We start from the raw sequence: 23,006 nt of genomic DNA, 5'->3' as shown, positions 1-23,006 counted from the left end.
GGATGCTCCTTTCGGGTTTGGGACCCGGCACCGCGCCGGTCCCTTTTTCGTCTTCTTCCCGAAGACATCCCCCGGCCCGCGGAGCGGACGGGCCGGTGCAACTGCGGTCGAGCATCCCTGCCCGGCAGGGCGAGCATGGCTCGTGAGCCATCGCGACGACCGACGGGCCGGGATCGCGAGCGGCGCGGTTGAGGTGAAACCGGCACCGGCCTGGCCGCTCTGCGAGGGGTAGTTCTTCTTCCCCCTCCCCTTTGTGTTTACGGCTTGACCGCAGGTCTTCAGAACCGCCGCCGCTGCCGCGGCCTTCTCCACACGCGCCTGCGCTTCGATCGTTTTCCGGATGGGAGCCGGCGGCCCTCCTGCATTGCCGCCACGCGTTCCGCCCGGAACCGCGCCTGAAGGAAGCCGACGATCCCCACAGCGTCCAGGATCTGTGGACGCTCGTGCGCGGCCCGCACGAGAGTCTCGCGGCCGAGAGCCACGACGACGCCGTGGCCCTCCGCCCGCCCGGGCAGAAGCCCCCAAAGATAACGCTCGACCGGCATGACACCCGGCGCAACGGGTCCTGCACCGGCGAAATCGAAAAAGGCGGGAACCCGGCAATCGAGCCAGTTCGGCGGAAAGCACTCTCCCGGGAAGGCGACCGTGTAGATCCCCCTCCAGGGCGTTGGCCGCAGCATTTGCCCACCTGCAGCAAAGCGCGGCGCATCGCGCTTGAGGCGGGTACCGTCTACGACCCATATGAGGTTCGGATAGAAAGCCTCGCGCGCGGCGCGTTCGTCGGGCCGCAGGTGGGTGTGCTGGAATTCCAGTACCAGACCGTGCCCGGTCCTGACGTCGGCAATGTGCCGCTCGCCGTCTGCAGCAACTTGGACGAACTCCTGCCAATCGGCCGGAAAGTGGCTCTTCCATTGACGATGCCATCGGGTTTCGGGTTCCCACCAATGATCGCAGGTTCGCCTGCCGCGATGCGCCCAGTGATGGACCCGGCGGTCGCCGCATTTGGCGACCATGGGCTGCCCGCAGCCCGGGCACAGGGCAGAAAGACCGTGGCTGGCCTCGACACGTTCGTTGTTGACCAATGCATATCGCATGTCCGGCTCCATATATATTGACGAGCATCCGCCAGCGAGGCGGGCGCCGATTGTTTGTTTTGGATGGAAGCTAGCTGCAGCATGGCCAGACGGAGCTGGTGCTGTCTTGATTATCTTCGGCGTGACGGGGCGATGCCGTTCGCCGGTTATGATGACGGAATGTCGAAGATGCCAGGCTCCGTCTTCTACTCAGGCATGTTGCAAGATTAACCGCCGACCGGTTCCGGTCAACTCCAGAAAATCGGTTCACCTCGGAGAGGGTTCGTCACGCGGCGGCTCGTTCGGACCCTGTAGCTGTGTCCGCAAGCTCGGCTTCGGTCTCCGCCAGTTGCCGGCGCTTGTCTTCACCCTCTCCCGCAAAACGACTGGCGCGGCCCTTGAATGCCGCTTTCAATGACGCTATATTGCGTCAGAAAGAATGGCAACGAGGCGGCAGAATGAATCTCGCACAATATTCAGATCACGGGATGTTCGCGCCTAACAAGATCGCAACCGTCTTTCGCACAACGAGCGAGGAGATCGCGCGCACGGTCGGCCTTGGCAAGGACGCGATCCAGCGCAAGGATCGGGTGCGCTCGGACAAGACACAGCGCCGCCTGCGTGAAATGGTGGAGATCGTCAACAAGGTCGAACCGCGTTTCGGTTCTGCGCTGATGGCCTACGCCTGGTATCGGTCCGAGCCGTTGCCTGGATTTTCCGGGCAGACGGCCATGCAACTGGTTCGCGGCGGTCGGGCCGAAGAGGTTCTCGATTTCATCGATGCCGTCGACGCCGGCGTGCACGCCTGATCGTGGCGCTCACCTATTCCGGAAAGCTCTACCGGGCAATAAATCCGGTCTTCGCGCGCGAACCGATGTCGGGACGCGGCGCGGAACGTTATGGCGGCCGGTTCAATCCGAAGGGTGTGCCGGCCCTTTACACCTCGACATCCGTGATGACCGCTCTGAGGGAGTCCAATCAAGTAGGCGATCTGCAGCCGACGACGTTGGTCTGTTACCGTGCCGAGATCGAGATGGTCTTCGACGCCTCAGATACGGCAGCGCTTACGGCGGCGGGTCTTGACGAAGCCTCACTGGCAGATCCGACCTGGCGCGATCAGATGATCAAGACAGGTGAGGCACGCACACAGCGTTTCGCGCGCAACCTGATTGCGGAAGGCTATAACGGCCTGCTCGTTCGCAGTTTCGCCAAGGGAGCGGGTCCAGGAGACATTAATCTGGTGCTCTGGAGATGGGGCGAGAGCCGCCGGTTCCGTCTGGAGCTGATCGATGATGAGGATCGGTTGGGTTGAGCGCAACGCGCGTCATGCAGCCTTATCGACACCTGGCGCGTTGGCGATAACATCGTCGGCCAGATCCTTTTCGATCTCGGCCAATTGCCGGCGCTTGTCTTCAAGCTCTCCCGCAAAGGCGAAGGCTCCGCCCTGGCGAGCGCGGTAGGAGGCGAGCCTTCGCTCCGCGTCCGCCAATCGCTGGCGATACCGGAGCCGCTCGTCCTCGAACGCCGTAAGCGCGTGTTCGAGGCGTGAGATTGCGCCGAGCGGTGTCGTCGTGACGGGAAGTTCGATTTCATGTTCGGCCCCGGTGCGCATGAGCATGGTGGTGTAGCGGTAGCCATCGCCACCGAACCGCTCGCCGGAGAATTCGACGTCGAAGCCGCCGATCGAGGCGATTGCGGTGTCACCCTCCTGTTGGAGCTGGACGAGGGTGAGGATCTCCTTCATCAGCGCCCGCCCGGCGGGTTTGCGGTCGGAAAAGGATTTGCCGACGACCGTCATTGCGAAGGCCTCGCCCGCGGTCGAAACGCGCCGGTCGATGTCCATGCCGATGTCAGCGATGCGGCGGGTCGCGACCTCGATGTCGCGTTCGGCCTCGCGGCTCTGACGGCGGACCGCATGCTGATCGTCCATATGGGCGGAACGTAGCCGTTCCAGCCGGGCGATATCGGCCTCGAGCCCGGCTTTCTGCATCAGGCGCGGGTCGCCCGACGCGATCGCCTTCGCCAGGGCGAACTGGTTCGCCTGGCCCTCGCCTATGTCCTCGAGCCTACGGATCGAGGTGTCACCGGAAAGCGCGGCGGCGATGAACCGGGCCTTGCGCTCATTGTTCTGCCACATGGTGGCATCAAGCGAACCTTCCGTCGCATAGGCGAAGATATCAATCTCGTCATGCTGATTGCCCTGCCGGCCGATGCGCCCCTCCCGCTGCTCGATCTGCGAGGGCAGCCACGGCACGTCGAGGTGATGCAGGGCCTTAAGGCGCAGCTGGGCGTTAACGCCGGTGCCCATGGTTTCCGACGAGCCGATCAGGAACCGGACCTTGCCGGCATTGACGTCGCCGAACAGGCGCTGCTTGGCCTGTGCGCGTCTGTAATCCTGCATGAAGGCAATTTCCGACGCCGGCACGCCCCTGCGCACAAGCTCGTCCCGGATCCAGCGATAGGCAGAGAATCCCCTGCTCTTTTCCACGCTGATCGTGCCGAGATCGGAGAAGATCATCTGCGCGGCACCGGGCAGTTCAAAGCGATCTCCGTCGGGCTTGCGATAGGTGAACTGTGACGTTTCCACCCAGATGCGGAAGGCGTTGCCGATCAGGTCGTTGAGCTTGTTGTCGGGCTCGTCTCCATTGTCGGGGTCGACCAGCCGCAGATCGATCGCGGCGTGGCGGCCATCGGTGATCACCGACAGCAGGATGTCGTCTCCGGGCTGCGCCGGTCCCTCCCGTTCCCCGATCGCCTTGATGCGCGCATCGAGCACGGTCTGGTAGCGCTTGAAAGCGGCGGACGGCCTGGAGGTCCTGATCTGGCGCCTGCCGGTCGAGACCGCCGGCACCTTCACATACTGCCGCAAGTCCTCGGGCAACACGACGTCCGCAAAGGAGCGGAACATCGCGATGAGCTCGGGGACGTTGACGAAGGTGGCAAAGCGCGTGACCGGCTTGTACTTGCCCGATGGCTGAAGCTCGAGTTCGGTCGTCACGTCGCCGAAGGTCGAGGCCCAGGCGTCGAACTCGTGCAGACCACGCTCCTTCAGCGCCCCGATTCCGAGGAAGCGCTGCACGGAGAACATCTCGCCGAGCGTGTTGGTGATCGGGGTGCCCGACGCCAGAACGAGCGCACGGCCGGGATTCTTCGCCTCAACGACGCGGGACTTGACGTAGAGGTCCCATGCTCGCTGCGAGCCCGTAGGATCGACGCCCTTCAAGCTCGACATGTTGGTGGCAAAGGAGAGCTTGCGGAACTCCTGCGCCTCGTCGACGATGATCTGATCGATGCCGAGCTCGGAAATGGTCAGAAGATCGTCCTTGCGCGTCGCGAGCGCTTCGAGCCGTTCCTTGAGCCCCTCCTTTAGCCGCTCGAGCCGTTTGCGCGACACGCGGTCGTAGCTTTCGACCTTGGTAAGCAGGTCTTCGTAGAGCTCCAACTCGTCGTGGATCATCTGCTGCTCGAAGGCGGACGGAATGGAGATGAACCTGAATGCCGAATGGGTGATGATGATCGCGTCCCAATTGGCCGTGGCGGCACGGGCGAGGAAGCGATGTCGCTTGGCTAAAGTAAAGTTGGTCTCGTCGGCAACAAGGATGCGGGCGGTCGGGTAGAGCGCCAGGAACTCGCGCGCCGCCTGCGCCAGACAATGACCGGGAACGACCAGCATCGCCTTGGCAATCAGCCCGAGCCGCTTTTGCTCCATGATTGCGGCGGCCATGGTCATGGTCTTGCCGGCGCCGACGGCGTGGGCGAGATAGGTCGAGCCCGCCGAGATAATGCGCCAGATGCCGCGTTTCTGGTGCCCATAAAGAGAAAGCGCGCTGCAAGCGCCCGGAAGCTGAAGGTGATCGCCGTTGAACGTTCGCGGGGCGATGTTGTTGAACCGGTCGTTATAGTCCCGGGCAAGCCGGTCGGTGCGGTCGGGATCGGACCAGATCCAGGTCTGGAAGGCCGTCTTGATCTTTGTGAGCTTCTCCTTGGCCGCCTCGGTGTCGACCACATTGAGGACGCGCCTCTCGCTATCGCCCTCCTTCACGGTGTCGAAAATCTGCGGCACCCGGCTGTTGAACGCATCGGCAAGGAGCTCGCCGGCGTGCCGCCGATCCGTGCCCCATTCCGAGGTCCCCGCGGCGCAAACCCCAAGCTGTCGTGCCTCGACCGTCCAGGAGGCGAGTTCGGGCATGTGGCGGATTTTGATTTCAGCGCCCATCATCTCCTTGACGAAGGCGACCACGTCGTCGGCCGGAATCCAGGGGGCACCCAGACGCGCCGTGATATCGGACGGGCTGAGGTCGGCTGGCTGGACATCACGCAGCGCCCGGATATTGCGTTCAAATACCGGATCGAGGGCCGCGGCGGCTTCCGCGGCCCTGAGCTTGTCGCGCACCTTGCCCGAGAGATAGGCGTCGGCGGTCTGCCAGGACCCGGTCTCGGGATCGCGGAAAACGGCGTCACCCAGCTCGGCGATGACGGTGTCCACATCGGCATGCACGAGCTCGGCAATGTGATCGACATCGACATGACCGCGCTCGTTGAGCACCACGGCCAGCGCATCGGCGGCACAGGTGATGACCGGCGCCGTGGGTGGGGCGATCACGCGCTCAGTAAAGATCGGACCGGGGCGCGCCGTGTTCGACTCGAGGTCGTAATCCTCGATGGAGGCGACGAGCCAGCAATCGGGATCGTCGAGGAAGGGCTGGAGATTGGGGCGGCGGTGCGTCTCCCGGGCCTCGCCGGTCTCAAGATCCTCCTTCACCGATACGGTGGTGGAATTGACCGGACCGAAGGCACGCACGAAGTTCGACCACGCAATGCGCAGCCTGACCTGGTGCTGCTTGAAGAGCTCGTCGCGCTCCTGAGCCTTCAAGACTCCCCGCACGGCGTCGCGGATTGGGATCAGCTTGCGGATGATCCTGTCCTGTTTGTCGGAGATGCCGTCAGCGGAGCGGCCCTTGCGCACCGTGATGGTAACGGGTTCACCGCCGCGCATCTGCATCAGCGCTTGGTTCTTCCCGACAAAGAAGCTGCCCTCGCGGATCCCCTGCCCTTCGGTCTCATCGAGTTGGTCGGCATCGCCGGCATCGGTTTCCGGGTCAACGGCTTCGGGCTCACCGTCATAGATCGCTTCCGGAAGAAGACGGATGACGGCGCCAAGCGCCTGCTCCAGATCGACATGGGGCTGCGGCAAGCAGGTATAGGTTTCGCCGTATGGTCCGGACGTCGTGGCATGGAATCCCAACACGTGATCCGGATGCTGCGCGAACCAGCGATTGACCCGGATTGGGCCCTCATCCTCGGTTGCAGACCGGACCTCATCGGTCTCCAGCCAAGACATGTCGGCCTCGGCGTCGTCAGGCCTGCGCTTCCGGAAAAAGAGGATGTCGACCACCACGTTCGTGCCGGCTTCGGCCCGGAAACTGCCCTCCGGCAGGCGGATGGCTGCGACAAGATCGGCCTGTCTGGCGATCATTTCCCGGGCGGCTGGATCGGCCTTGTCTATGGTGCCGCTGGAAGTGACGAAAACCGCAAGCCCGCCGGGCTTCAGCCGGTCGATCGCCTTGACGATGAAATAGTCGTGCAGCCGCAGACCGAGGCCGCGATACGCCCGGTCCGAACGCACCGTGCGGTCGGAAAAGGGCGGATTGCCGATCGCCAGATCGAAATGCGCCGGCAGATCGGCACGAGCGAAATCGCCGTTGACGATCCGGGCGCGGGGCTGGAGCAGGCGGGCGATGCGCGCCGTGACCGGGTCGAGCTCGATACCGGTGACATGGGCGACCGGGCGCAGGTCGTCGGGCATCAGGGCGGGAAACAGCCCCGTGCCGATACCGGGTTCGAGCACCCGGCCGCCGCGCCAGCCGAACCGTTGCAGACCCGCCCAGATGGCCCGGACGATGAACTCCGGCGTGAAATGCGCATATTGCGTGCAGCGGGCGAGCGAAGCGTATTCCTGCTCTGAGGTCACATCCTGCAAATCGCCACCGATCTCCTGCCAGCCTTTGCGAAAGTCCTCCTCGCCCGGGCGCCGGAACACCGTGTTCGCCAGCTCCGAAGCGCCGAACCCGGTGAACTTGATGAGAGCCGCCTGTTCCTCGATCGTCGCCGCACGGGCTTCGGATTCGATTGTCTGGGCGAGCGCGATGGCGGCGATACTGTCCTGGGCGCGTTGTCTCCAGCCACGGGCAAGACCGCGATCGCCGGGAAGATGGAAATTCTCGCCGCGTTCGTTGTCGGCGGTCTTGCCGGGGCATTGTGAAGCCGCGGGCAGCGGCCCTTCCGACGCGTCGTCCTCGTGATCCTCCGGCAGTTCGATCGTGGTGCCGAACGCGGTGACGCCAAGACCGAGGCCGGATGAAAGGGAGGTGTTGCCGAAAAGATCGAGCGTGAAGGGGTCGTCACTGGGCATTAATTGTTCTCCATGTGTTCGGGATGCACGCCCGCCCGCCGCCGGGATTGCCGGTGGCGCGACGCGCGCGACGGTTTCGGGATGGGGTCAGCGGGTGATCAGCGCGAACGAGATGTCGTGGCAGGTAGAGTGCACCCTCAGATGGGTGGCGCCAAAATTCCGGTTGAAGCTCGGGATCAGCAGGTCGGCATCGATGAATTCGACGCCGTCATCGCCCCCGAAATGGCGGCGCTTGTAGTCCCACCAGTCCGGATTGCCTTGTCGGTGGCATTCGGCGGAATAGACGACGAGCGGTGTCTCGCCATCGGCGAGCTTGCCGTTCGAGATGATGTAGACGCCGTCGTCGCCAACGAGCCACAGGCCGGGCTTTTCGCCCTGGCCGGGTTTCAGGCCGTAATAGGGGTTGCGGAAGCCGCCATTGGCGGCCGCGTCGGTTTCCCCGCGCGCGATGACCTTGCGCACGGCCATGATCGGGAAGGTGAACATGGCGGCCTCACGCGGCCTCGAGCAGCGGCAGGTGGCGCAGATGAACGGGAAGCTTTTCCGAGATCTGCGCGTCGGTCAGATGATCCAGCAGCGCGAAACAGCTTCCATGCCTGCCATAGACGATGACGGTGCGCTTGCCCCGATGCTCGGGTCGGAAATTCGGCCCGGCATAGCCGCGATAACGGTCTTCGGTGGCGCTCCAGATGTGCTCGATGCGCTCCTCGCGGGTCATCGCCTTGACCGGGCGGCGCTCCCGCTCGACGATGGCGTCGCGCATCTCGACCGGCGAACCCGGCCAGGCGAGATCGCAATAGGCATGGAAGTAGCGGTCCGTCCCATTGATGCGCAGCGCATAGAACACGCTGGTGATGCTGCCGGCCAGGAATTCGCCCAGGGCGAACATCTCACCGCGCATCCAGAGCGGCGGCAGGATATCGAGCATGTAGTCGTGTTCGGGCCGGGCGATCTCGAACCATTCGCCCGCGAACAGGGCGCCTTCGTCGTTCTGCCAGCGGTAGGGGCGCTGGGCGTGGCGATCGAACAGACGGAACATCTGCCGGCGATCGGCAATTCCGAAATAGATCTTGCGGATGGGAGAGAGGGTCATTGGTGGGCTCCTTTGCCTCCGGGGCTGGAGCGCGGCTCATCCTCTCGATTCACCATCGTCTTCAGCCCTTCCGGACCCCTCTCAAGCGGCCGCCTCTCCGTCCGGCCGGGTCAAGGGCCGGCGTCAGCCGGGCGAAGCGTCACCCTTGAGGCGGCCGGCGGGCATGCGGTAGCCGTCTCCCTTCGAGTTCTCCCTCCCTTTCGATTCCTCACTCCTTCCCAGTTCGGCGTTCCAATCGTCTTCCAGCGGACACATCCGCTCGAACCCGCTTCCTGACTCGGCCGCAAGGTCTCGCAGACGGCCGGCGTATGTCTCGCCCTGCGCGTTGTTGTCGGTGGCCGCCACAAGATGGGCGCCCGGCCGATGGGCGTATGTTCGAAGGGCTTCGGCCGTGGCCGGGGCCCAGCCGCCGCCGGTGCTGAGATAGAGCGTATCCGCGCGAACGTCCTCGATCGCGGCCAGGCTCATGGCGTCGATCGCCGCCTCGGTGACACAAAGTCGGGGCGCATCGAACCGGCCGAGACGGAACAGCATCTTGGCGCCTCCGGTCGCGAAGCCGCGCCAATCGGGACCGCGCTCCTCCCAGCCGGTCACCTGACCGGCGTGATCGGTGTGGCCGGCCCACATGCTGCCCTTCGGGCCTTCGCGCAGGAGGTTCGCGGCAATGGCCTTTCGGATGACACGCCCAGGGATGTGGCGCGTGTCGTGGAGATAGCGCCATGTCGCCGAGCCGGGCCAAGGTTTGCGCCGGACCCGCCAGCGTTCCACGATCGTCAGGTCGGGCGCGCGGTCCCTGGCGTCGCGTGTCCAGATCGGCTCGGACGGCGTGAAGCCGACCAGCTCGGCGACGAAATAGAGCGCGGCGGCAAAAGGAATGCCGTCGAGATGTTCCACCAAAGAGAAGACGTCGCCCTTCGCATCGGACAAGGGATCGAACCAGCCCTTGCCGTCATGGATGACGATGATGATCTCGCTGGCACGGCGATACTTCATCGCCTTGCGGCTGCTCTCCTTGAGATCGAGCGCAAACCCTGCCTGCTCCAGCACGGCGTTGCAGGGTACTTTTCCTCTCAGCTCTTCCAGGTCTGCTTTTTCCATATCTCGCCCGCGCCTTCGCGCGCTCCTCTTATCCGATTCCCGCTCCCGGTCTTTCCGGAACGAGGATCGGCACGCCGCGAAGAGCAAGACGGGCAAGGGCGCGGCGGGCAACACGGCAGATTTGCGGGGCCGGGCCGATCTCGCCCGCCGCGGCGAAGCTTCCCTTGCCGGGCGCCGCGCGCAAGCGGCACGCACACCCGCACGTGAACCGCTGCGTCGCTCTTCCTCGGCGACAATCGCGGTCACGATGTCCATTTCCGCCTGCGGGGAGATGCGAGCAACATCGGCGGCGACCTTGGCCCAGTGATAGAATTCGGTGTATCGGCGCGCAAACAGCGACCCCTGCACAATTTGAGCTTATCCCATTGAGCAAATTTCAGAATCGGATTGACCATCGATCTCAACCGGCGCCGATCAGGACCCCAACCGGAATCAGATTCTATACGGAATGCCAAAGTCTTACTCACAAACAAGGTGGGGTTACACTTGGCCGCCCTCCTAGTTGTGAAGATTTATCGGCCTTCAGACGGCCTTCGGCGACCAGAGGGCGGTGGGGTCCGCCTGCGTCACAGCCATGCCCTTCGGATAACTGACCAATTCCAGCTGCATATCCCAAGGGGCCTTGAAGTAGACCCAGGTCAGCCCTTGGGACGGACCTTCGGTCATCGTGGTTGGATCGCCCATCACCTCGACGCCGTGCGCCTTCAGATGCGCAACCGCTGCGGCCATATCTTCGACCATGAAGCCGAGATGGGTAGCGCCGACGTCGCTGTTCGCGGGAGGCGACTGCCTGGCCCCCTCGAGATCGTATTCGAAGAGCTCGAAGGCCGGCCCGTTCTTGCAGCGGAGCATCCTAAGTGTCTTGATGACAGCGCGAGGATGCACGTCGAGATGGGCCTTCATCCAGTCGTCGTCAGCGACGAAGGGGCCGATTTCGAAGACCACCTCGCAGCCGATGACTTCGACGAAAAAGCGTGTCGCTGCATCGATGTCGGGCACGGTGAAACCGACATGGTCGGTGCCGTAAAGCCCGGGAAGACCGGCGCTCATCTCTTGGACTCGGGGCCGCAGATCATCGTCATCAGTCGAAGCTTCTGAAGTTCGAAGAGCTTGTCCTTGACCTTCGTGAATTCCTTGAGATGGGGCATTTCCATGTGCTTGTCCCACTCGGCACGGCTGGTCCAGTTCTCGTAGCAAGTGAATTCAGCCGGATCCTCGTTGTCCTGGTGCAGCCAGTATTCGACGCAGCCGGGCTCGGCCCGGGTGGGCGTGATCAGCCCCTGCAGAAACGCCCTCGTCTCCTCGATCTGCCCGTCGAGTGCCCTGAGATGGGCGATCACCGTCAGTTGTTCGGTCATTGTATTCTCCTCCGCTACGAAGTCTGGATTTCCCCGGCTGGCCTGGCGCCTAAGCCTCGACTGCCATCGCTTTACACGCCTCGATCAGGCGCGCGGCATTCTCCAGGCCCGGACGGCGCCGCCCGGCCTCGATCTCCAGGGCCATCTCCACGACCAAGTCGTTCATCGGCGCCGAGCGTCCCTGCGTCTTGAGGACGTCCACAACGATGCCGTTCACCTCCTGCACCTCGGCCCGCCGTCCCTTGCGCCAGTCCTGCAGTGAGCAGGTCAGCGTGTCGTCGCGCGAGAAGGTGCTGAGAACCATGTCGAAGATCTGGTCCACGTAGCGGTCGGGATCGTTCGACATCGTGGGCGGCATGCCGATGATCGGCATGATGGTGGCGCCGTCCGCCAGTGCAGCCTGCATCGCCTCGTAGCCAGCAACGCGCATCACATCGAGGAATTCAGGGTCCTCGGCCGCCTCCCTAAGCGCAGTGTCGATGATCGCCGAGGGGATGAGTTCGGCGGCGTTCACAACGAGCTTCATCCACTTGGCGGACTTGATGTCGTCCACCACCTCCACCGTCCCCGAATGTCGCAGGAGTTTTGCGACATCCTCCACGCGGTGCTGCTGTGCGGGATCGACTGCGCCCAGAGCAAACCACGACTCGTCTGTGTCGTTCTGGCGGTTCGTGATCCCGGGCTCCCACATGTTGGAAGCAATCTCGATCACTGCGCCGATGGTCCGTTCCGGCCCGACGATTCCGGCGATGTCCTCGTGCGTCATGCCGTTCTGGAGGCCGATGATGAAACCGTCCTCGGCCAGCACCGGTTTGATCATCTCGGCGGCCCAGCGGGTATCGTAGGCTTTCACGACCATGAAGACGACGTCGAAGAGTTCCTTGATCTCGGCGATCTCGCAAAGATGCATAGCTTTGACCGACGTATGGATCTGGCGCTCTGGTAGGTTCACTGTCAGTCCGTTCGCCCTCATTGCCTCCACATGCGCGGGCCACTGATCGATGAAGGTCACGTCGAGTCCCGCGACCGCGAAGTCGGCGGCAATTGACGCGCCCTGCGCTCCCGTTCCGACGAAGGCGATTCGGGGGCTGCCCTTCTGATTCAAGTCACTTCTCCCAATTTGTCGGTGGGTCATTGCATGATCATCCCGCCGTCGATCATCAGGCACTGGCCGGTCATGTAATCCGAGGCAGGAGACAACAGAAAATCGACGGTCCCCGCCACGTCCTCAGGCAGCGAGACGCGGCCGAGCGGGATGCCTGCGGCAAAGGTGCTCATCGCCTCGCCGGGTTTGGATGTCGCTCCCATCGCCATCATGTCGCGGTCGAGACCGTCCCAGAGCTCGGTATCGACGATGCCCGGCCCGAAGGCATTGACGCAGATCCCGTGGGGCGCGAGCGTCTTGGCTGCCGCCTGCGTCAGGCTGATGACCGAGGCCTTGCTCGCGCAGTAGGGGGCGAAGTCTCCGAAGCCCGCGCGACCCGCCATTGAGGCGGTGCTGATGATCTTGCCCTTGTGGCCTGCCGCGATCATCGCCTTGCCGGATTCCTGCATTCCGATCAGGACGCCGAGGCCATTGACTGCCATGATCTGCGTCCAGTTCTCCTCGGTCGCCTCGAGAAACGGCATGGGGCGGTTGAATCCCGCGTTGTTGACCATGCCATGTAGAAGTCCGAATGCTTCCTCACAGTCCTTGATTGCCGCGGCCACGGACGCGCGGTCGGTCACGTCGAGCTTGCAGAAGATCGCCTGGTCGCCGTCGGCCTTGATCTCCTCCGCTGAGGTCTTCCCCGCCGTCTCGTCGATGTCGCCGATGACGACGCCGTATCCCGTTTTCGCCGCGTGCCGCGCGACGGCGAGCCCGATGCCGCGCGCCGCGCCGGTAACGACCACGCCTCCCATGTGTTCAGCCATGTCTTTCCTCCTTACTCGCTTCTGTGCAGCACGAAGTCATATTCCGCGCGCCATTTCGTATTGCCGTCCGTGACCGGCTCGTACCGCACGATGAGGCTGCGCTTGACACCGAAAACGGCGTCGGACGTCAGGTAGGGATCGCCGTCGACGAAAGTGTGCGTGACGACAGTGTCGTAGCCGGGTGCGCCGACTATGAAATGCATGTGAGCGGGACGATACGGGTGGCGGCCGAGCTTCGTGAGGAGTTGGCCGACCGGGCCGTCGTCGGGGATCGGGTAGGAGACAGGCTTGATGCCGCGGAACCAGTAGCGCCCGTCGGGGCCCGTGGTGAAGACGCCGCGATTGTTGTGACGAGGTTGCACGCCCGGCTGCTGCACATCGTAGAAGCCGTCCTCGCTATCGCACCAGACGTCGATCTTCGCACCCTCGACCGGGTTGCCGTCGAGGTCCTTCACGTTCCCTTCGAACAGGCACGTCTCGCGCCCGCCGGCCTGAGTAATGCTGGCGCCCATCTGGTACTCCGGTGCGCCGTCAACATGAAATGGTCCGAGAACGGTGTTTTCGGTCGCTCCCGTGGGCCGTCGGTTGTTGATCGCATCCACCAGCATCGAGACTCCGAGCACGTCCGACAGGAGGATGTATTCCTGCCGGTTGTCGTCGCAGATCTGCCCTGTGCGCGTGAGGAAATCGATGGCCGTTGCCCATTCCTCCTGCGTGACTTCCACGTCTTTGATGAAGGCATGGAGGTGGGTCACGAGGCTGCGCATCACGTCGGCCAACCGGCCGTTCGTGTCGCCTGAGATCCGCGCGTTCACCGCGTCGACCGAGCCTTCCTCGGTGAAATAGTCGATCTTGGCATGTTCGATCATGGTCTCGTTCCGTTCAGCTTGCGGTGGGGCGTTTTCCTGAATGCGCATGCGTCAGCAGTTCAAGGATACCGTCGCGCGTGACCTCCCGAGGATTGGCGTATGGGTTCTGGGTGGCCATTTCGGCGGCCCGCTCAATCTCTTCGGCCTTCAGGCCGAGGTGCTTCAACGAGAGCGGCGCCCCCATTCCGGCCGCGAAGTCGTGAAGGCCACCGCCTAGATCACCGCCGAAGAGTGCTGCGGCAGGCGCCAGCCGTTCCCTTGCTGCCGTCTCGTTGTAGGCCGCGGTGTGCGGCAGAAGGATCGCATGCGTCTCTGCATGCGGGAGGTCGAACCCGCCGCCCAGCGTGTGGCAGAGTTTGTGATGGAGCGACATGGCGACGGAGCCGAGCACGATGCCGCACAGCCAGGCACCGTAGAGCGCCTCGGCGCGCGCGTCGATGTCCTCCGGCATCCGCACGATGATCGGCAATGCAGATTGCAGGGCGCGCAGCCCCTCGACAGCCATAAGCGATGTCACCGGGTTGGCGTCGGGTGCATAGAGCCCCTCGACCGCATGGGCCATGGCATTCAGGCCGCTCGCCACACTCATCGCGACGGGCAGACCGAGCGTCAGGTTGGGGTCGTAGATCACGACCTCTGGCCGGATCTTTGGATCGCGGAGCGTGGTTTTCCTTCCGCCCTCGGTTTGTCCGAGAATGTCGGTGACCTCCGAGCCGGCATACGTCGTCGACACGACCAACTGCGGCGTGTCGTTCCGCCAAGCGATCGCCTTGCCAAGCCCGATAGTCGAGCCGCCACCGAGCGCCACGACACAATCGGCCCCCGCGGCCTCGAAGGCTGCCATCGCGCGTTTCGTGACATCCACCGGCGTATGCATCGCGGCCTCAGCGAAAACACCCGCCCCCAGGTTGCCCAGGTGCTCAGCGAGACGCTCCGCATCAGGCTTCTGGAACGGTGTCGAAAGTATAAGCGCGCGCTTGCAGCCGAGACGCTCGATCTCGTCGCCTACCCGTTCAAGCGCGCCGGAGGCGAAGATCACGCGGCCGGGCGCGGCGTTGTAGATGAAAGTATCCATTTGTCTTCACTCCTCGGGCCGGCGGCGCGCGGTCGAGTAGATCAACGCCGCAACGAGGATCAGGAAGCCCTGGAACCCGTACTGGAACGTCTGCGAGAGGCCAAGGAAGGATACCGCGTTCAGAACCTCGGTCAGGAGGAGCGCGCCCAGAACTGTGCCGATGAAAGTACCCCGTCCACCGCGCAGGCTCGTGCCGCCGAGGACCACCGCCGTGATGCTGCCAAGCGTGTAGTTCACGCCCTGCGCCGGGTCGCCGACGCCGATCTGCGCCATCAGCATGATCGCGCCAATAAAGGTCAGGAGAGAGACGGCGATATAGCCGGCGATGAAGGTTCGGTCGATCCGCACCCCGATCCGCCGGGCCGACTCCTCGTTCGAACCCACCGCGCGGAGCTGCCAGCCAGGCCGGGTGCGGCGGAGAACCCATTCACCGACGAGCGCGAAGAAGACAAGCAGGATGAAGGCAATTGGCACGGATCCGATCCGATATGTCAGCGTGTCGATGACGCTGAAGGCGATGTAGCCGCCCGGGCCATCGCGCAGAACGAAGCTCATGCCTTGAAGGCCAATGAACATCGTGAGTGTCGCGGCGATTGGGGTGAAGTTGCCGAAGCGAATGAGGCAGCCGTTGATGAGACCCACGAGCAGCGCCGCGCAGAACATCAGCACGAAGCCGAGCGCCATCGTGGTCGCTGCCTGTCCGTCGTTCACGAAGAAGGAGCCAATCACCACGAGGAAGCCGGCGAGCGGCCCCACCGACAGGTCGATTCCGCCCATCAGGAGCGCGATGGTCTGCCCAAGCGCGATGAAGCCAAGCGCAGTTGCGAGGATCAGTATGTTCGAGACGTTGAAGGACGAGAGGTAGTTCTCGTTCTGCCAGAATATGTAGAGCGCGAGCAGGACCGCCACAATGGTGAGTGGAACGACCGTCGCGTTGTCGGTCTGGACGAACCGGCGGAATTTGAAGCCGATCCCGCTCGCGGAGCTGCGCGCCTCCTCGGAGTGGTGGGTCTCGGTGTCGGCGGCGACAGCGGCGCCGACGATGTTGGGCTCAGTGATCTCGTCTCCGCGCAGCGTCTTGACGATGCGCCCGCGCGACATGACCACGACGACGTCGCAGAGCCCCTTGAGCTCGGCCGCATCGGACGAGTTGACGATGACGGGCGTGCCCGCGTTAGAGACCTCGCGCAGGATGCGGTAGATCTCGAACCGTGCACCAACGTCGACGCCCTGCGTCGGCTCGTCGGCGATGATGAAGCCGGGCTCCGAGAGGAGCGCGCGAGACATCACGACCTTCTGCTGGTTTCCACCCGAGAGAGAGAGGATCTTGGCCTCGGTGCTGGACGCCTTGACAGCGAGGGACCGGAATACCTCCTGCACCTTCTCGTCTTCATGGCGGCGGCTGAGGACGCCTCCTGTCGCGTATTTCTCCAGCGAAGCGACAGTCGCATTCTCGCGGACGGTGAGATCTTTGGCCACGCCCTCGGAATGCCGGTCGGACGGCATGTATGCGGCCTTGTGCTTGATCTGCCGCGCGGAGAGCGCCTTGCCGTCGAGCTTGATCGTGCCCTTCCACGATTGCAGACCCGCAAGCGCCCGCATCAGGTCGACCTGTCCGTTGCCCTCCACCCCTGCGATGCCGATGATCTGCCCGCGGCCAACTTCGAACTCCACGTCCGCGAATTTGCGCCCCGTGAGCCCATTCACCTCGAAATTGACAAGCGGGCTCGGGTCCTCGCACTTTTGTGGAAAGGCCGATTCCAGCTTTCGCCCGACGATCATGTCGAGCAGGTCCTGGTTTGACACTTCGCTTGCGAGCGTACTGCCGCGCTTGCGGCCGTCGCGCAGGACCGTGACGCGATCGGCGATCTTCCGCAGCTCGGCCAAACGGTGCGTGATGTAGATGACGGAAGTGCCCCTCGCCTTTAGATCGCGCACGCGGGCGAAGAGCATATCGGTCGCATCCTGATCGAGCGAGGCCGTCGGTTCGTCGAGGATCAGGACCTTAGGGTTTAAGGCGAGCGCCTTGGCCAGCTCCAACAGGTGTTTCTGCGCAACGGTAAGCTCCTCGGTCCGCATGTTGAGCGGCACGTGGAGGCCGACTTCGTCGAGAAGGCGCCGGGCAGTTTCCCGAAGACCTCTGGTCTCGAACACGTCCGCAGGCAAAGCCACTTGCAGGTTCTCCTGCACGCTCATGTCCTCGAGGATCGCAGGATGCTGATAGGAGATCGAGATACCGAGCGCCGAGGACTTCTCGGGGTCGAGCGGCATTACGTCCCGCCCCTCGAACTCCAGGCGCCCTGTATCCGGCTGAAGGACGCCGGTGATGATATTCATCAACGTGGACTTGCCTGCGCCGTTCTCACCGAGAATGGCGTGCACCTCGCCGGCGAAGAACTCCACGCTTATATTCGCCAGCGCCTGAACGCCGGAGAACGCCTTTGAGACATCGGTCATCCGGATCACTGTGCGGGCCGGAGCCTCGTTCCTGATGTCGACGGTGTCCGTGGAGGTCTTGAGTTCGGCCATTTGCATCATTCGCGTCGTCCCGTTGATAGCGGGGGATGCTCCGGAGGGATCGCCCGCCCGGAGCCTGGTCGGATCAGTTGCCGACGAGCTCTGCCTGACGGTCTGCGGGCACGCCGGAAGACAGGTAGATCGCACCGGGGAGATCATCGCGGCACTGCACGGGATTTGGCTCGCCGGTGACTGAGTTCTCGAATGGGCTGGAGATAAAGACCTCGGCGTCGGGCGCCTCGCCGCCCGTGGCTTCCGCGATGGCCCACTGCACGGCCAGGCGGACGTTGTCGGTCCCGGTCTCGATCGTGAAGAGATCGAAGTCCGGGTGGTTCTCGTGGTTCTCATTCCAGAAACAGCCCAGCGAGTTGCCGTCCGAGGTCACGATCGTCGGGATTGAGCGATCGAAGTTCTCGAAGACTGGAAGGGCGCCCACAAGCGATGGCCCGAAGTCGGACACGATCACGTCGATGTTGTCATGCTGCGCGATGGCCGCCGACAGGACCTGCTGCGTGAGCGAGGGGTCCCAGTTGGTGACGGCAAATGGTTCGGGATTGAGGAAGACATAGCTGTCGTCCAGCACCTGCCGCATGCCCTCGAGTTCCTGGAGCCCTTGGCTGTTGCCGGCGGGACCGGAGAGGAAGAGGATGTTCGCGCCGTCCGGGAACTGCTCGGCGATGAAGTTGCCCCAGCTGATACCGTCGTCCACGAAGGACGCGCCGACGAAGCGGGTGTAGTTCGTGCCAGCCTCGCCGCCGACATTAACGCGGTAGGGTACGACGACGGCGTCGGAGCGGTAGGCATTGGTGAGTGCGGGAAGAACCGCCGGTCCGGCATCTCCGAAGACGACAAGCGCGTCGACACCGCGGGCAGCCATCGAGTTGATGTCCGAGATCGCGCGCTGGGTGTCACCCTGACCATCGGCATAGAAGTATTCCGTAATGTTGGGGCAGCGGGCGGCTTCCTCCCGACCGGCCTCGGCCGTAACGATGCGCCAGCTGTTGCCGCCGAACCCGTCAAGCAGCGCGAGTGTGGCTTTCGCTGCTCCGCACCAGGACGGCGTGTCCTGAGCTGACGCGGCGGTTCCGAGCGTACAGGCAGCGCCTAGCGCAAGCGCGGCGACGCCACCCTTAAGCAGTCTGGTTTCCATGGTTTTCCTCCTCCGTTGAACGCTGGTTGGTGTTTTTGAAGCGCCCGGCCCAATCGATCGAGTAGACGCCGATCCCGAAGACGAGGGCGAGGGCCTGGACGATGGTCTGAGCCGAATAGGGAATCCCGATAGACAGTGCGAACTGGCTCAGTTGGTTGAGAAAGAAGGCGGCGACGACGACAGAGATCGGGAAGCCGCGCCCACCCAGAAGCGACACTCCAGCGAGCGCGACCACGGCCACCGACGGCAGCAAAAGCGAGTTGCCCTGGAAGGCTGTCGGCTCCCTCGTGATGCCCGCGATCAGAATGCCGGCTGTGCAGTAGAGCAGCTGCGCCATTACATAGGCCATGCCCTCGTAGACCTCGACGCGCAGCCCAACCGTGCGGGCCATCTGCGGATTGGCCCCTATGGCCTCGAAGCGCCGCCCGGCGACGGTCCTTTTCATGACGAAGGAGACGAGCGTGAGGATGGCAAGGCCGAAGAATACCGAATTCGGGATGCCAAAGGTGCGGGCGCCTGCGATCTCGGCTAGGAGATCTGTTGTGATCCGTGGCACACCGCCTGACACGGCGAAAACAGCCCCAAAGAGAAGCGTGTTCATGCCGATCGTGGCGACGATCGCGTTCAGCTTGAAGATCGCAACCATGAGCCCGTTAAGGACGCCCGCTAACAGCGCACAGCCGAAGGCGAACAACACTGCATTCAGGAGCAGTGTGTCGTTGCCGTTGGCCGTGTGCGTGGCGATCACTACGGCGAGCGAGACGCCGCCCGGCACCGACAGGTCGAAGCCTCCCTGCTGGACGACCAGCATCTGTCCGAGTCCGACGATGGCGAGTACAGCGGCGAAGGGGAGGCTGCCCATGAGCGAGCCCGCCGTCACGGCAGATGGCGCGAAGATGAAGCACAGGACTATCAGCGCGATTGTCGAGACCACGATCGTCACGAATCCCTTGGACAGCGCCATGCCGCCGCCCATGCGCATGGCCTTGCCGGTATCGACATTGCGGGCCTGTGTCATCGTCCGCGCCTCCCTGCCCGTTTCGCCCTCAGGCGATCTCCAGCGTGACCTTCACGGCTTTCTCGGGATCCCTGCCGATGTCGAGTGCCTTCAGCGCGTCGGCGAGCCCGTAGGTGTGGGTCTGGATCGGCGAGAGATCGAGGCCCGTCCGCTCCAGGAACCGGATCGCCGCAGGCCAGACGCCGGGTGAGCCGATGCAGCCCTTCACGGAGAGGTTCTTGATCTGGATCTTGCCGAGTTCTACTGGGAATTTCTGGCTAATGTTGATGCCCACCATCGATACGCAGCCGTCATCGCGGGTGTAGTCGAAAACGTTGGCGAGCGAGGCGGGATGGCCTGCACATTCGACAGTCAGGTCCGCGCCGCCCTTCGTCATCTCCTTCACCGTCTCGACCGGGTCGCCGTCCAAGGGATCGACGGTGCCGTCCGCGCCGAGCTTCATCGCGATGTCTCGGCGGAGTGGCACTGGATCCACCACGATCACCCGCGCGCCCATACCTATGGCCGCCGCCGCGGACACGAGGCCGATGGTGCCGCCGCCCGAGACCACGACCGTCTGCGAAGCGTCTACTCCGCCGTGGCGCAGCACCGCATAATAGCCGCAGGTTAAGGGTTCGATCAGCGCGCCCTGGGCATCGTCGACGGCGTCGGGGAGCTTGTGAAGCCATTCGGGGCGGGCCGCAAAATATTCGCGGTCCGCACCGTCCATTGAGAAGCCGAAATGGTGGATGCGCTCGGGTGTCTGGATGACGCATTCGCCCACCACCCGATCACCTTCCCCAAGGCTCGATACGTTCTTACCGACCTCGACTACCTCACCCACCCATTCGTGGCCGGGGGTGACGGGATAGGAGATCGGAATGATGTATTGGCCGGCCAAGAGTTCGTAGTCCGAGTGGCATATGCCCACGCGGCGCGAGCGGATCATCACTTCGTTGTCGCCAATCACGGGCGTCTGCACCTGCGTGATCAGAGGCTTCTTGGGTTTGTCGAAGATCAGGGCTTTCATAACGCTTTCTCCAGCTTATTACCTGCCGGGCGGGCCACTTTCTCAATTTCGCCACTGAGTGCGGATCTGAAAACCGCCTCTAAGAGCGCAATATTGTTGACCAGGTGATCAGCGGTGATCGGGTAGGCCTCCGTTCCCCTAACGGCGCGTGCGAAGGAGACCAGGTTGTCTTTCACGGGCTCCGACTTGCCGATCTCAACCGACTTGATGGGGCCGCCCGTCAGGGCGGAGGTCACGACCCAGCCGTCCGGAGCCTCTACATGGGCCTTGTCGCGGATATCGATCCAGCCCTTCGATCCGTACACGGTGAAGCGCGACATGAAGGGGTTGGCGAGAGACGCCGAGACGTAGGACGTGCCGCCGCCCGCGAACTTGATGTAAGCAGCTACCGTGTCGCCCTGGGGCAGATCCGATGAGAGCTGCTCGCAGATGCAGAGCACACTTTCTGCGGGGCCGAGTAAGCGAACCGACAGGTCCAGAAGGTGGATTCCAGTCGCCGTCATGCCGCCCGCAGGGGCCTCCGTCGACTTCACTCGCCAGTTGTCCTTGTCGAGGTTCACGAACTTGTTGTGGCTGAAGTTGGCTTCGATCTGGTGAATGCGACCGAGCTCGCCGGCATCGGCCATCGCCAGCATCTCGGCCACTGGCGGCTCCCAGCGCCGCTCATGGCCCATGCCAAGCACAAGGCCCGCCACAGCACAGAGCGCAACCGAGCGAGCGGCCTCCTCGGCGGTCAGCGCGAGTGGCTTCTCGCAGAAAATGTGTTTGCCCGCGGCCACGGCCTCTGCGATCTGGGAGGTGTGCATGGAATGCGGCGTGGCAAGGACGATGGCTTCCACTTCTGGATCGGCCAACGCGTCCGTATAGTCGGTGGAGAGCGGAATGCCCTTGCCTTTGCAGAGCTCCCGCACGGCGTCGAGGTTGGGCTCGACGGCGCGGACAACCGCAATTTCCTCCGGCGCGGCTTCGAGTACCGAGAGCATCTTTTGCCCCCACCAGCCGAGGCCTACGAGCGCGACTTTAACGGGACCCGCCATCACCGGTTGTCCACGCGCTTATTGAACGGATGGATCGACACCTGCTTCCAAAGGCCGACCTTGGCAAAGGGATCGTTGGCGTTGAAGGCCTCCACGTCCGCCTTACTGTCGGCCTCAACCACAAAACAGCTGCCGATCATGGTTTCTCCGTCATCCGCGAGAAGAGGCCCCGAAATGACCGTCTTCATCGATGTGGAAGCGAGGTAGTCCTTGTGGGCCTCGTAGTTGTCGAGCCGCTTCTGCACGGCACCGTCATGGTCGAGGCAATGGACGACATAATGCATCTTCTTGTCCCTGCTCCTTGGGTTCAGGCCGGAATAAGCTTGCGCGCGCGCAGCTCGTCGAAGACGTCGATGAAGCTCCCGCGCGTTGCCTGGTAGGCGTCGAAGCCGAGCTTCCGGCTATTGGTCATATCAGTGAAGCATTCGAGCTCACGCCCGAGATCAGCGTCACTGTGCCACCAGGAGGCGAGCTTGTTCACCGGGGTGTCCTGCAAGCCGTGCTTAGACACGACCTCCTTCCAGATCGTGTCCGCACCGGCCATCTGCTCCTCGAGTGGCGTCGGGTGGCCGGGATACTCTGCGACCTCCAGTTCGAAGTAGTCAGCGATCTGCTTCCATAGCCATGTCCAGCGAAAGACGTCGCCATTCGCGGTGTTGAACGGCATGTTTGCTGCCTCGGGTGTCGTCGCTGCCCAGAGAAGCTGCTTCGCAAGAAGCCGTGCATCGGTCACGTCGGTGACGCAGTTGTACTGCTGCGGCGAGCCTGGAAACACGAAGCGTCGACCGGTGTGCTTGCAGATCGAGGCGTAGACAGCGAGCGTCACGGCCATGTTCATGTAGTTGCCGACGACAAGCCCGATCATCGTGTGCGGGCGGTGCACGGACCAGTTGAAGCCCCTCTTCTCGGCCATCTCGAAGAGGACGTCCTCCTGTGCGTAGTAGAAGTTCGGCCCAGGCAGGCGCGGACCCGACTCCAGGAACGGCGTGTAAGGCGTGACCTTCGCGTAGTCATCGAAGGAGCCGAGGTAGTGCTTCAGCCCAGTGACGAGAGCCGCATGCTTCACCGGCGCGTCCGCGATACCATCGAATAGATTCCGGATCATCAGTCCGTTGACGCGGACGTTCTCATCCTCGCTCGCCTGCCGCGACCAAGTGCAGTAAAAGACGTGGCTGACATCGGCGGCAGCCGAAAGCACAGCCTTACTCTGCTCGGCATCGGTCAAGTCGGCCGCGATGTGCCGGTCGGACCAGTCCAGATCCGCGTCGCTGCGCGACACAGTTGCGACGGTCCAACCGTTGTCCTTGAGGTGGCGGCCCGTGTAGCTGCCCGAGAGCCCCGTGGCCCCGACGATCAACGCGACGTTCTTGTCCGTCATTATCC

General features: G+C 63.4%; 20 protein-coding genes. 2 read left to right on the top strand and 18 right to left on the bottom strand.

What is annotated here, in order from left to right; genetic code table 11:
- Nucleotides 1–278 precede the first annotated feature (278 nt).
- Nucleotides 279–1,094 (bottom strand): competence protein CoiA, encoded by an 816-nt coding sequence (locus GM909_RS15125; protein WP_157017277.1) that lies wholly within the window; start codon nucleotides 1,092–1,094, stop codon nucleotides 279–281.
- Nucleotides 1,095–1,531: 437 nt separating this feature from the next.
- Between GM909_RS15125 and GM909_RS15120 the strand changes: the two genes are divergently transcribed.
- Nucleotides 1,532–1,882 carry an MbcA/ParS/Xre antitoxin family protein gene (locus GM909_RS15120; RefSeq protein ID WP_157017275.1) on the top strand — a complete coding sequence of 117 codons (351 nt, stop codon included), beginning with the start codon at nucleotides 1,532–1,534 and terminating at the stop codon, nucleotides 1,880–1,882.
- A 2-nt stretch (nucleotides 1,883–1,884) separates the two neighbouring features.
- Nucleotides 1,885–2,385: an RES family NAD+ phosphorylase gene (locus GM909_RS15115; protein ID WP_157017273.1), complete on the top strand. Its 501-nt coding sequence runs from the start codon at nucleotides 1,885–1,887 to the stop codon at nucleotides 2,383–2,385.
- A 12-nt stretch (nucleotides 2,386–2,397) separates the two neighbouring features.
- On the opposite strand, the gene GM909_RS15110 is transcribed toward GM909_RS15115, so the two are convergent.
- The 17 genes from GM909_RS15110 to GM909_RS15030 form a co-directional block, all read right to left on the bottom strand.
- The gene (locus tag GM909_RS15110; protein WP_157017271.1) at nucleotides 2,398–7,485 is read right to left on the bottom strand and encodes a DEAD/DEAH box helicase family protein; all 5,088 of its coding nucleotides are present in this window, start codon (nucleotides 7,483–7,485) and stop codon (nucleotides 2,398–2,400) included.
- Nucleotides 7,486–7,572: 87 nt separating this feature from the next.
- Nucleotides 7,573–7,971 (bottom strand): DUF3085 domain-containing protein, encoded by a 399-nt coding sequence (locus tag GM909_RS15105; RefSeq protein WP_157017269.1) that lies wholly within the window; start codon nucleotides 7,969–7,971, stop codon nucleotides 7,573–7,575.
- 7 nt (nucleotides 7,972–7,978) lie between these two features.
- Nucleotides 7,979–8,578, bottom strand: a complete 600-nt coding sequence (locus tag GM909_RS15100; protein WP_157017267.1) for a DUF1419 domain-containing protein — start codon at nucleotides 8,576–8,578, stop codon at nucleotides 7,979–7,981.
- A 123-nt stretch (nucleotides 8,579–8,701) separates the two neighbouring features.
- A complete protein-coding gene (locus GM909_RS15095; RefSeq protein ID WP_157017265.1) occupies nucleotides 8,702–9,676 on the bottom strand; it encodes a DUF3991 and TOPRIM domain-containing protein in 975 nt (324 codons plus the stop codon).
- Between the two features lie 522 nt (nucleotides 9,677–10,198).
- Nucleotides 10,199–10,726: a VOC family protein gene (locus tag GM909_RS15090; protein WP_157017263.1), complete on the bottom strand. Its 528-nt coding sequence runs from the start codon at nucleotides 10,724–10,726 to the stop codon at nucleotides 10,199–10,201.
- Entirely contained in the window at nucleotides 10,723–11,034 is a 312-nt protein-coding gene (locus GM909_RS15085) for a putative quinol monooxygenase (protein WP_157017261.1), read from the bottom strand. The genes GM909_RS15090 and GM909_RS15085 overlap by 4 nt, the downstream gene beginning before the upstream one ends.
- 49 nt (nucleotides 11,035–11,083) lie before the next feature.
- Nucleotides 11,084–12,169 carry a ketopantoate reductase family protein gene (locus GM909_RS15080; RefSeq protein ID WP_157017259.1) on the bottom strand — a complete coding sequence of 362 codons (1,086 nt, stop codon included), beginning with the start codon at nucleotides 12,167–12,169 and terminating at the stop codon, nucleotides 11,084–11,086.
- On the bottom strand, nucleotides 12,166–12,948 hold the full coding sequence (locus GM909_RS15075) for a glucose 1-dehydrogenase (RefSeq protein WP_157017257.1): 783 nt from the start codon (nucleotides 12,946–12,948) through the stop codon (nucleotides 12,166–12,168). The genes GM909_RS15080 and GM909_RS15075 overlap by 4 nt, the downstream gene beginning before the upstream one ends.
- A gap of 11 nt (nucleotides 12,949–12,959) precedes the next feature.
- Nucleotides 12,960–13,817: an intradiol ring-cleavage dioxygenase gene (locus tag GM909_RS15070; protein WP_157017255.1), complete on the bottom strand. Its 858-nt coding sequence runs from the start codon at nucleotides 13,815–13,817 to the stop codon at nucleotides 12,960–12,962.
- A 13-nt stretch (nucleotides 13,818–13,830) separates the two neighbouring features.
- Nucleotides 13,831–14,892, bottom strand: coding sequence for a maleylacetate reductase (locus tag GM909_RS15065; protein WP_157017253.1), 1,062 nt, complete (start codon nucleotides 14,890–14,892; stop codon nucleotides 13,831–13,833).
- 6 nt (nucleotides 14,893–14,898) lie between these two features.
- Entirely contained in the window at nucleotides 14,899–17,421 is a 2,523-nt protein-coding gene (locus tag GM909_RS15060; protein WP_198174270.1) for an ATP-binding cassette domain-containing protein, read from the bottom strand.
- 73 nt (nucleotides 17,422–17,494) lie between these two features.
- On the bottom strand, nucleotides 17,495–18,559 hold the full coding sequence (locus tag GM909_RS15055; RefSeq protein WP_157017251.1) for a substrate-binding domain-containing protein: 1,065 nt from the start codon (nucleotides 18,557–18,559) through the stop codon (nucleotides 17,495–17,497).
- Entirely contained in the window at nucleotides 18,540–19,577 is a 1,038-nt protein-coding gene (locus GM909_RS15050) for an ABC transporter permease (protein WP_198174269.1), read from the bottom strand. The genes GM909_RS15055 and GM909_RS15050 overlap by 20 nt, the downstream gene beginning before the upstream one ends.
- 28 nt (nucleotides 19,578–19,605) lie before the next feature.
- The gene (locus GM909_RS15045) at nucleotides 19,606–20,586 is read right to left on the bottom strand and encodes a zinc-dependent alcohol dehydrogenase (RefSeq protein ID WP_157017249.1); all 981 of its coding nucleotides are present in this window, start codon (nucleotides 20,584–20,586) and stop codon (nucleotides 19,606–19,608) included.
- Complete coding sequence (locus GM909_RS15040; RefSeq protein WP_157017247.1) at nucleotides 20,583–21,623, bottom strand: Gfo/Idh/MocA family protein; 1,041 nt, start codon at nucleotides 21,621–21,623, stop codon at nucleotides 20,583–20,585. Before GM909_RS15040 ends, GM909_RS15045 begins: the two co-directional genes overlap by 4 nt.
- Nucleotides 21,623–21,907 carry a YciI family protein gene (locus GM909_RS15035; protein ID WP_157017245.1) on the bottom strand — a complete coding sequence of 95 codons (285 nt, stop codon included), beginning with the start codon at nucleotides 21,905–21,907 and terminating at the stop codon, nucleotides 21,623–21,625. The genes GM909_RS15040 and GM909_RS15035 overlap by 1 nt, the downstream gene beginning before the upstream one ends.
- A gap of 23 nt (nucleotides 21,908–21,930) precedes the next feature.
- Nucleotides 21,931–23,001 carry an SDR family oxidoreductase gene (locus GM909_RS15030; RefSeq protein ID WP_157017243.1) on the bottom strand — a complete coding sequence of 357 codons (1,071 nt, stop codon included), beginning with the start codon at nucleotides 22,999–23,001 and terminating at the stop codon, nucleotides 21,931–21,933.
- Nucleotides 23,002–23,006 lie beyond the last annotated feature (5 nt).

Origin of the sequence: Mesorhizobium xinjiangense, assembly GCF_009749525.1 — a bacterium.
Taxonomy (GTDB): domain Bacteria; phylum Pseudomonadota; class Alphaproteobacteria; order Rhizobiales; family Rhizobiaceae; genus Mangrovimarina; species Mangrovimarina xinjiangensis.
The sequence above is the reverse complement of the archived record's forward strand: the minus strand, read 5'-3'. Positions and strand labels throughout refer to the sequence as shown.

What these genes read in the sequence shown, in the direction of transcription:
- GM909_RS15125 (WP_157017277.1), bottom strand. Translation starts at nt 1,094, where the DNA reads ATGCGATATGCATTGGTCAACAACGAACGTGTCGAGGCCAGCCACGGT.
- GM909_RS15120 (WP_157017275.1), top strand. Translation starts at nt 1,532, where the DNA reads ATGAATCTCGCACAATATTCAGATCACGGGATGTTCGCGCCTAACAAG.
- GM909_RS15110 (WP_157017271.1), bottom strand. Translation starts at nt 7,485, where the DNA reads ATGCCCAGTGACGACCCCTTCACGCTCGATCTTTTCGGCAACACCTCC.
- GM909_RS15105 (WP_157017269.1), bottom strand. Translation starts at nt 7,971, where the DNA reads ATGTTCACCTTCCCGATCATGGCCGTGCGCAAGGTCATCGCGCGCGGG.
- GM909_RS15100 (WP_157017267.1), bottom strand. Translation starts at nt 8,578, where the DNA reads ATGACCCTCTCTCCCATCCGCAAGATCTATTTCGGAATTGCCGATCGC.
- GM909_RS15095 (WP_157017265.1), bottom strand. Translation starts at nt 9,676, where the DNA reads ATGGAAAAAGCAGACCTGGAAGAGCTGAGAGGAAAAGTACCCTGCAAC.
- GM909_RS15090 (WP_157017263.1), bottom strand. Translation starts at nt 10,726, where the DNA reads ATGAGCGCCGGTCTTCCCGGGCTTTACGGCACCGACCATGTCGGTTTC.
- GM909_RS15085 (WP_157017261.1), bottom strand. Translation starts at nt 11,034, where the DNA reads ATGACCGAACAACTGACGGTGATCGCCCATCTCAGGGCACTCGACGGG.
- GM909_RS15080 (WP_157017259.1), bottom strand. Translation starts at nt 12,169, where the DNA reads ATGACCCACCGACAAATTGGGAGAAGTGACTTGAATCAGAAGGGCAGC.
- GM909_RS15075 (WP_157017257.1), bottom strand. Translation starts at nt 12,948, where the DNA reads ATGGCTGAACACATGGGAGGCGTGGTCGTTACCGGCGCGGCGCGCGGC.
- GM909_RS15070 (WP_157017255.1), bottom strand. Translation starts at nt 13,817, where the DNA reads ATGATCGAACATGCCAAGATCGACTATTTCACCGAGGAAGGCTCGGTC.
- GM909_RS15065 (WP_157017253.1), bottom strand. Translation starts at nt 14,892, where the DNA reads ATGGATACTTTCATCTACAACGCCGCGCCCGGCCGCGTGATCTTCGCC.
- GM909_RS15060 (WP_198174270.1), bottom strand. Translation starts at nt 17,421, where the DNA reads ATGGCCGAACTCAAGACCTCCACGGACACCGTCGACATCAGGAACGAG.
- GM909_RS15055 (WP_157017251.1), bottom strand. Translation starts at nt 18,559, where the DNA reads ATGGAAACCAGACTGCTTAAGGGTGGCGTCGCCGCGCTTGCGCTAGGC.
- GM909_RS15050 (WP_198174269.1), bottom strand. Translation starts at nt 19,577, where the DNA reads ATGACACAGGCCCGCAATGTCGATACCGGCAAGGCCATGCGCATGGGC.
- GM909_RS15045 (WP_157017249.1), bottom strand. Translation starts at nt 20,586, where the DNA reads ATGAAAGCCCTGATCTTCGACAAACCCAAGAAGCCTCTGATCACGCAG.
- GM909_RS15040 (WP_157017247.1), bottom strand. Translation starts at nt 21,623, where the DNA reads ATGGCGGGTCCCGTTAAAGTCGCGCTCGTAGGCCTCGGCTGGTGGGGG.
- GM909_RS15035 (WP_157017245.1), bottom strand. Translation starts at nt 21,907, where the DNA reads ATGCATTATGTCGTCCATTGCCTCGACCATGACGGTGCCGTGCAGAAG.
- GM909_RS15030 (WP_157017243.1), bottom strand. Translation starts at nt 23,001, where the DNA reads ATGACGGACAAGAACGTCGCGTTGATCGTCGGGGCCACGGGGCTCTCG.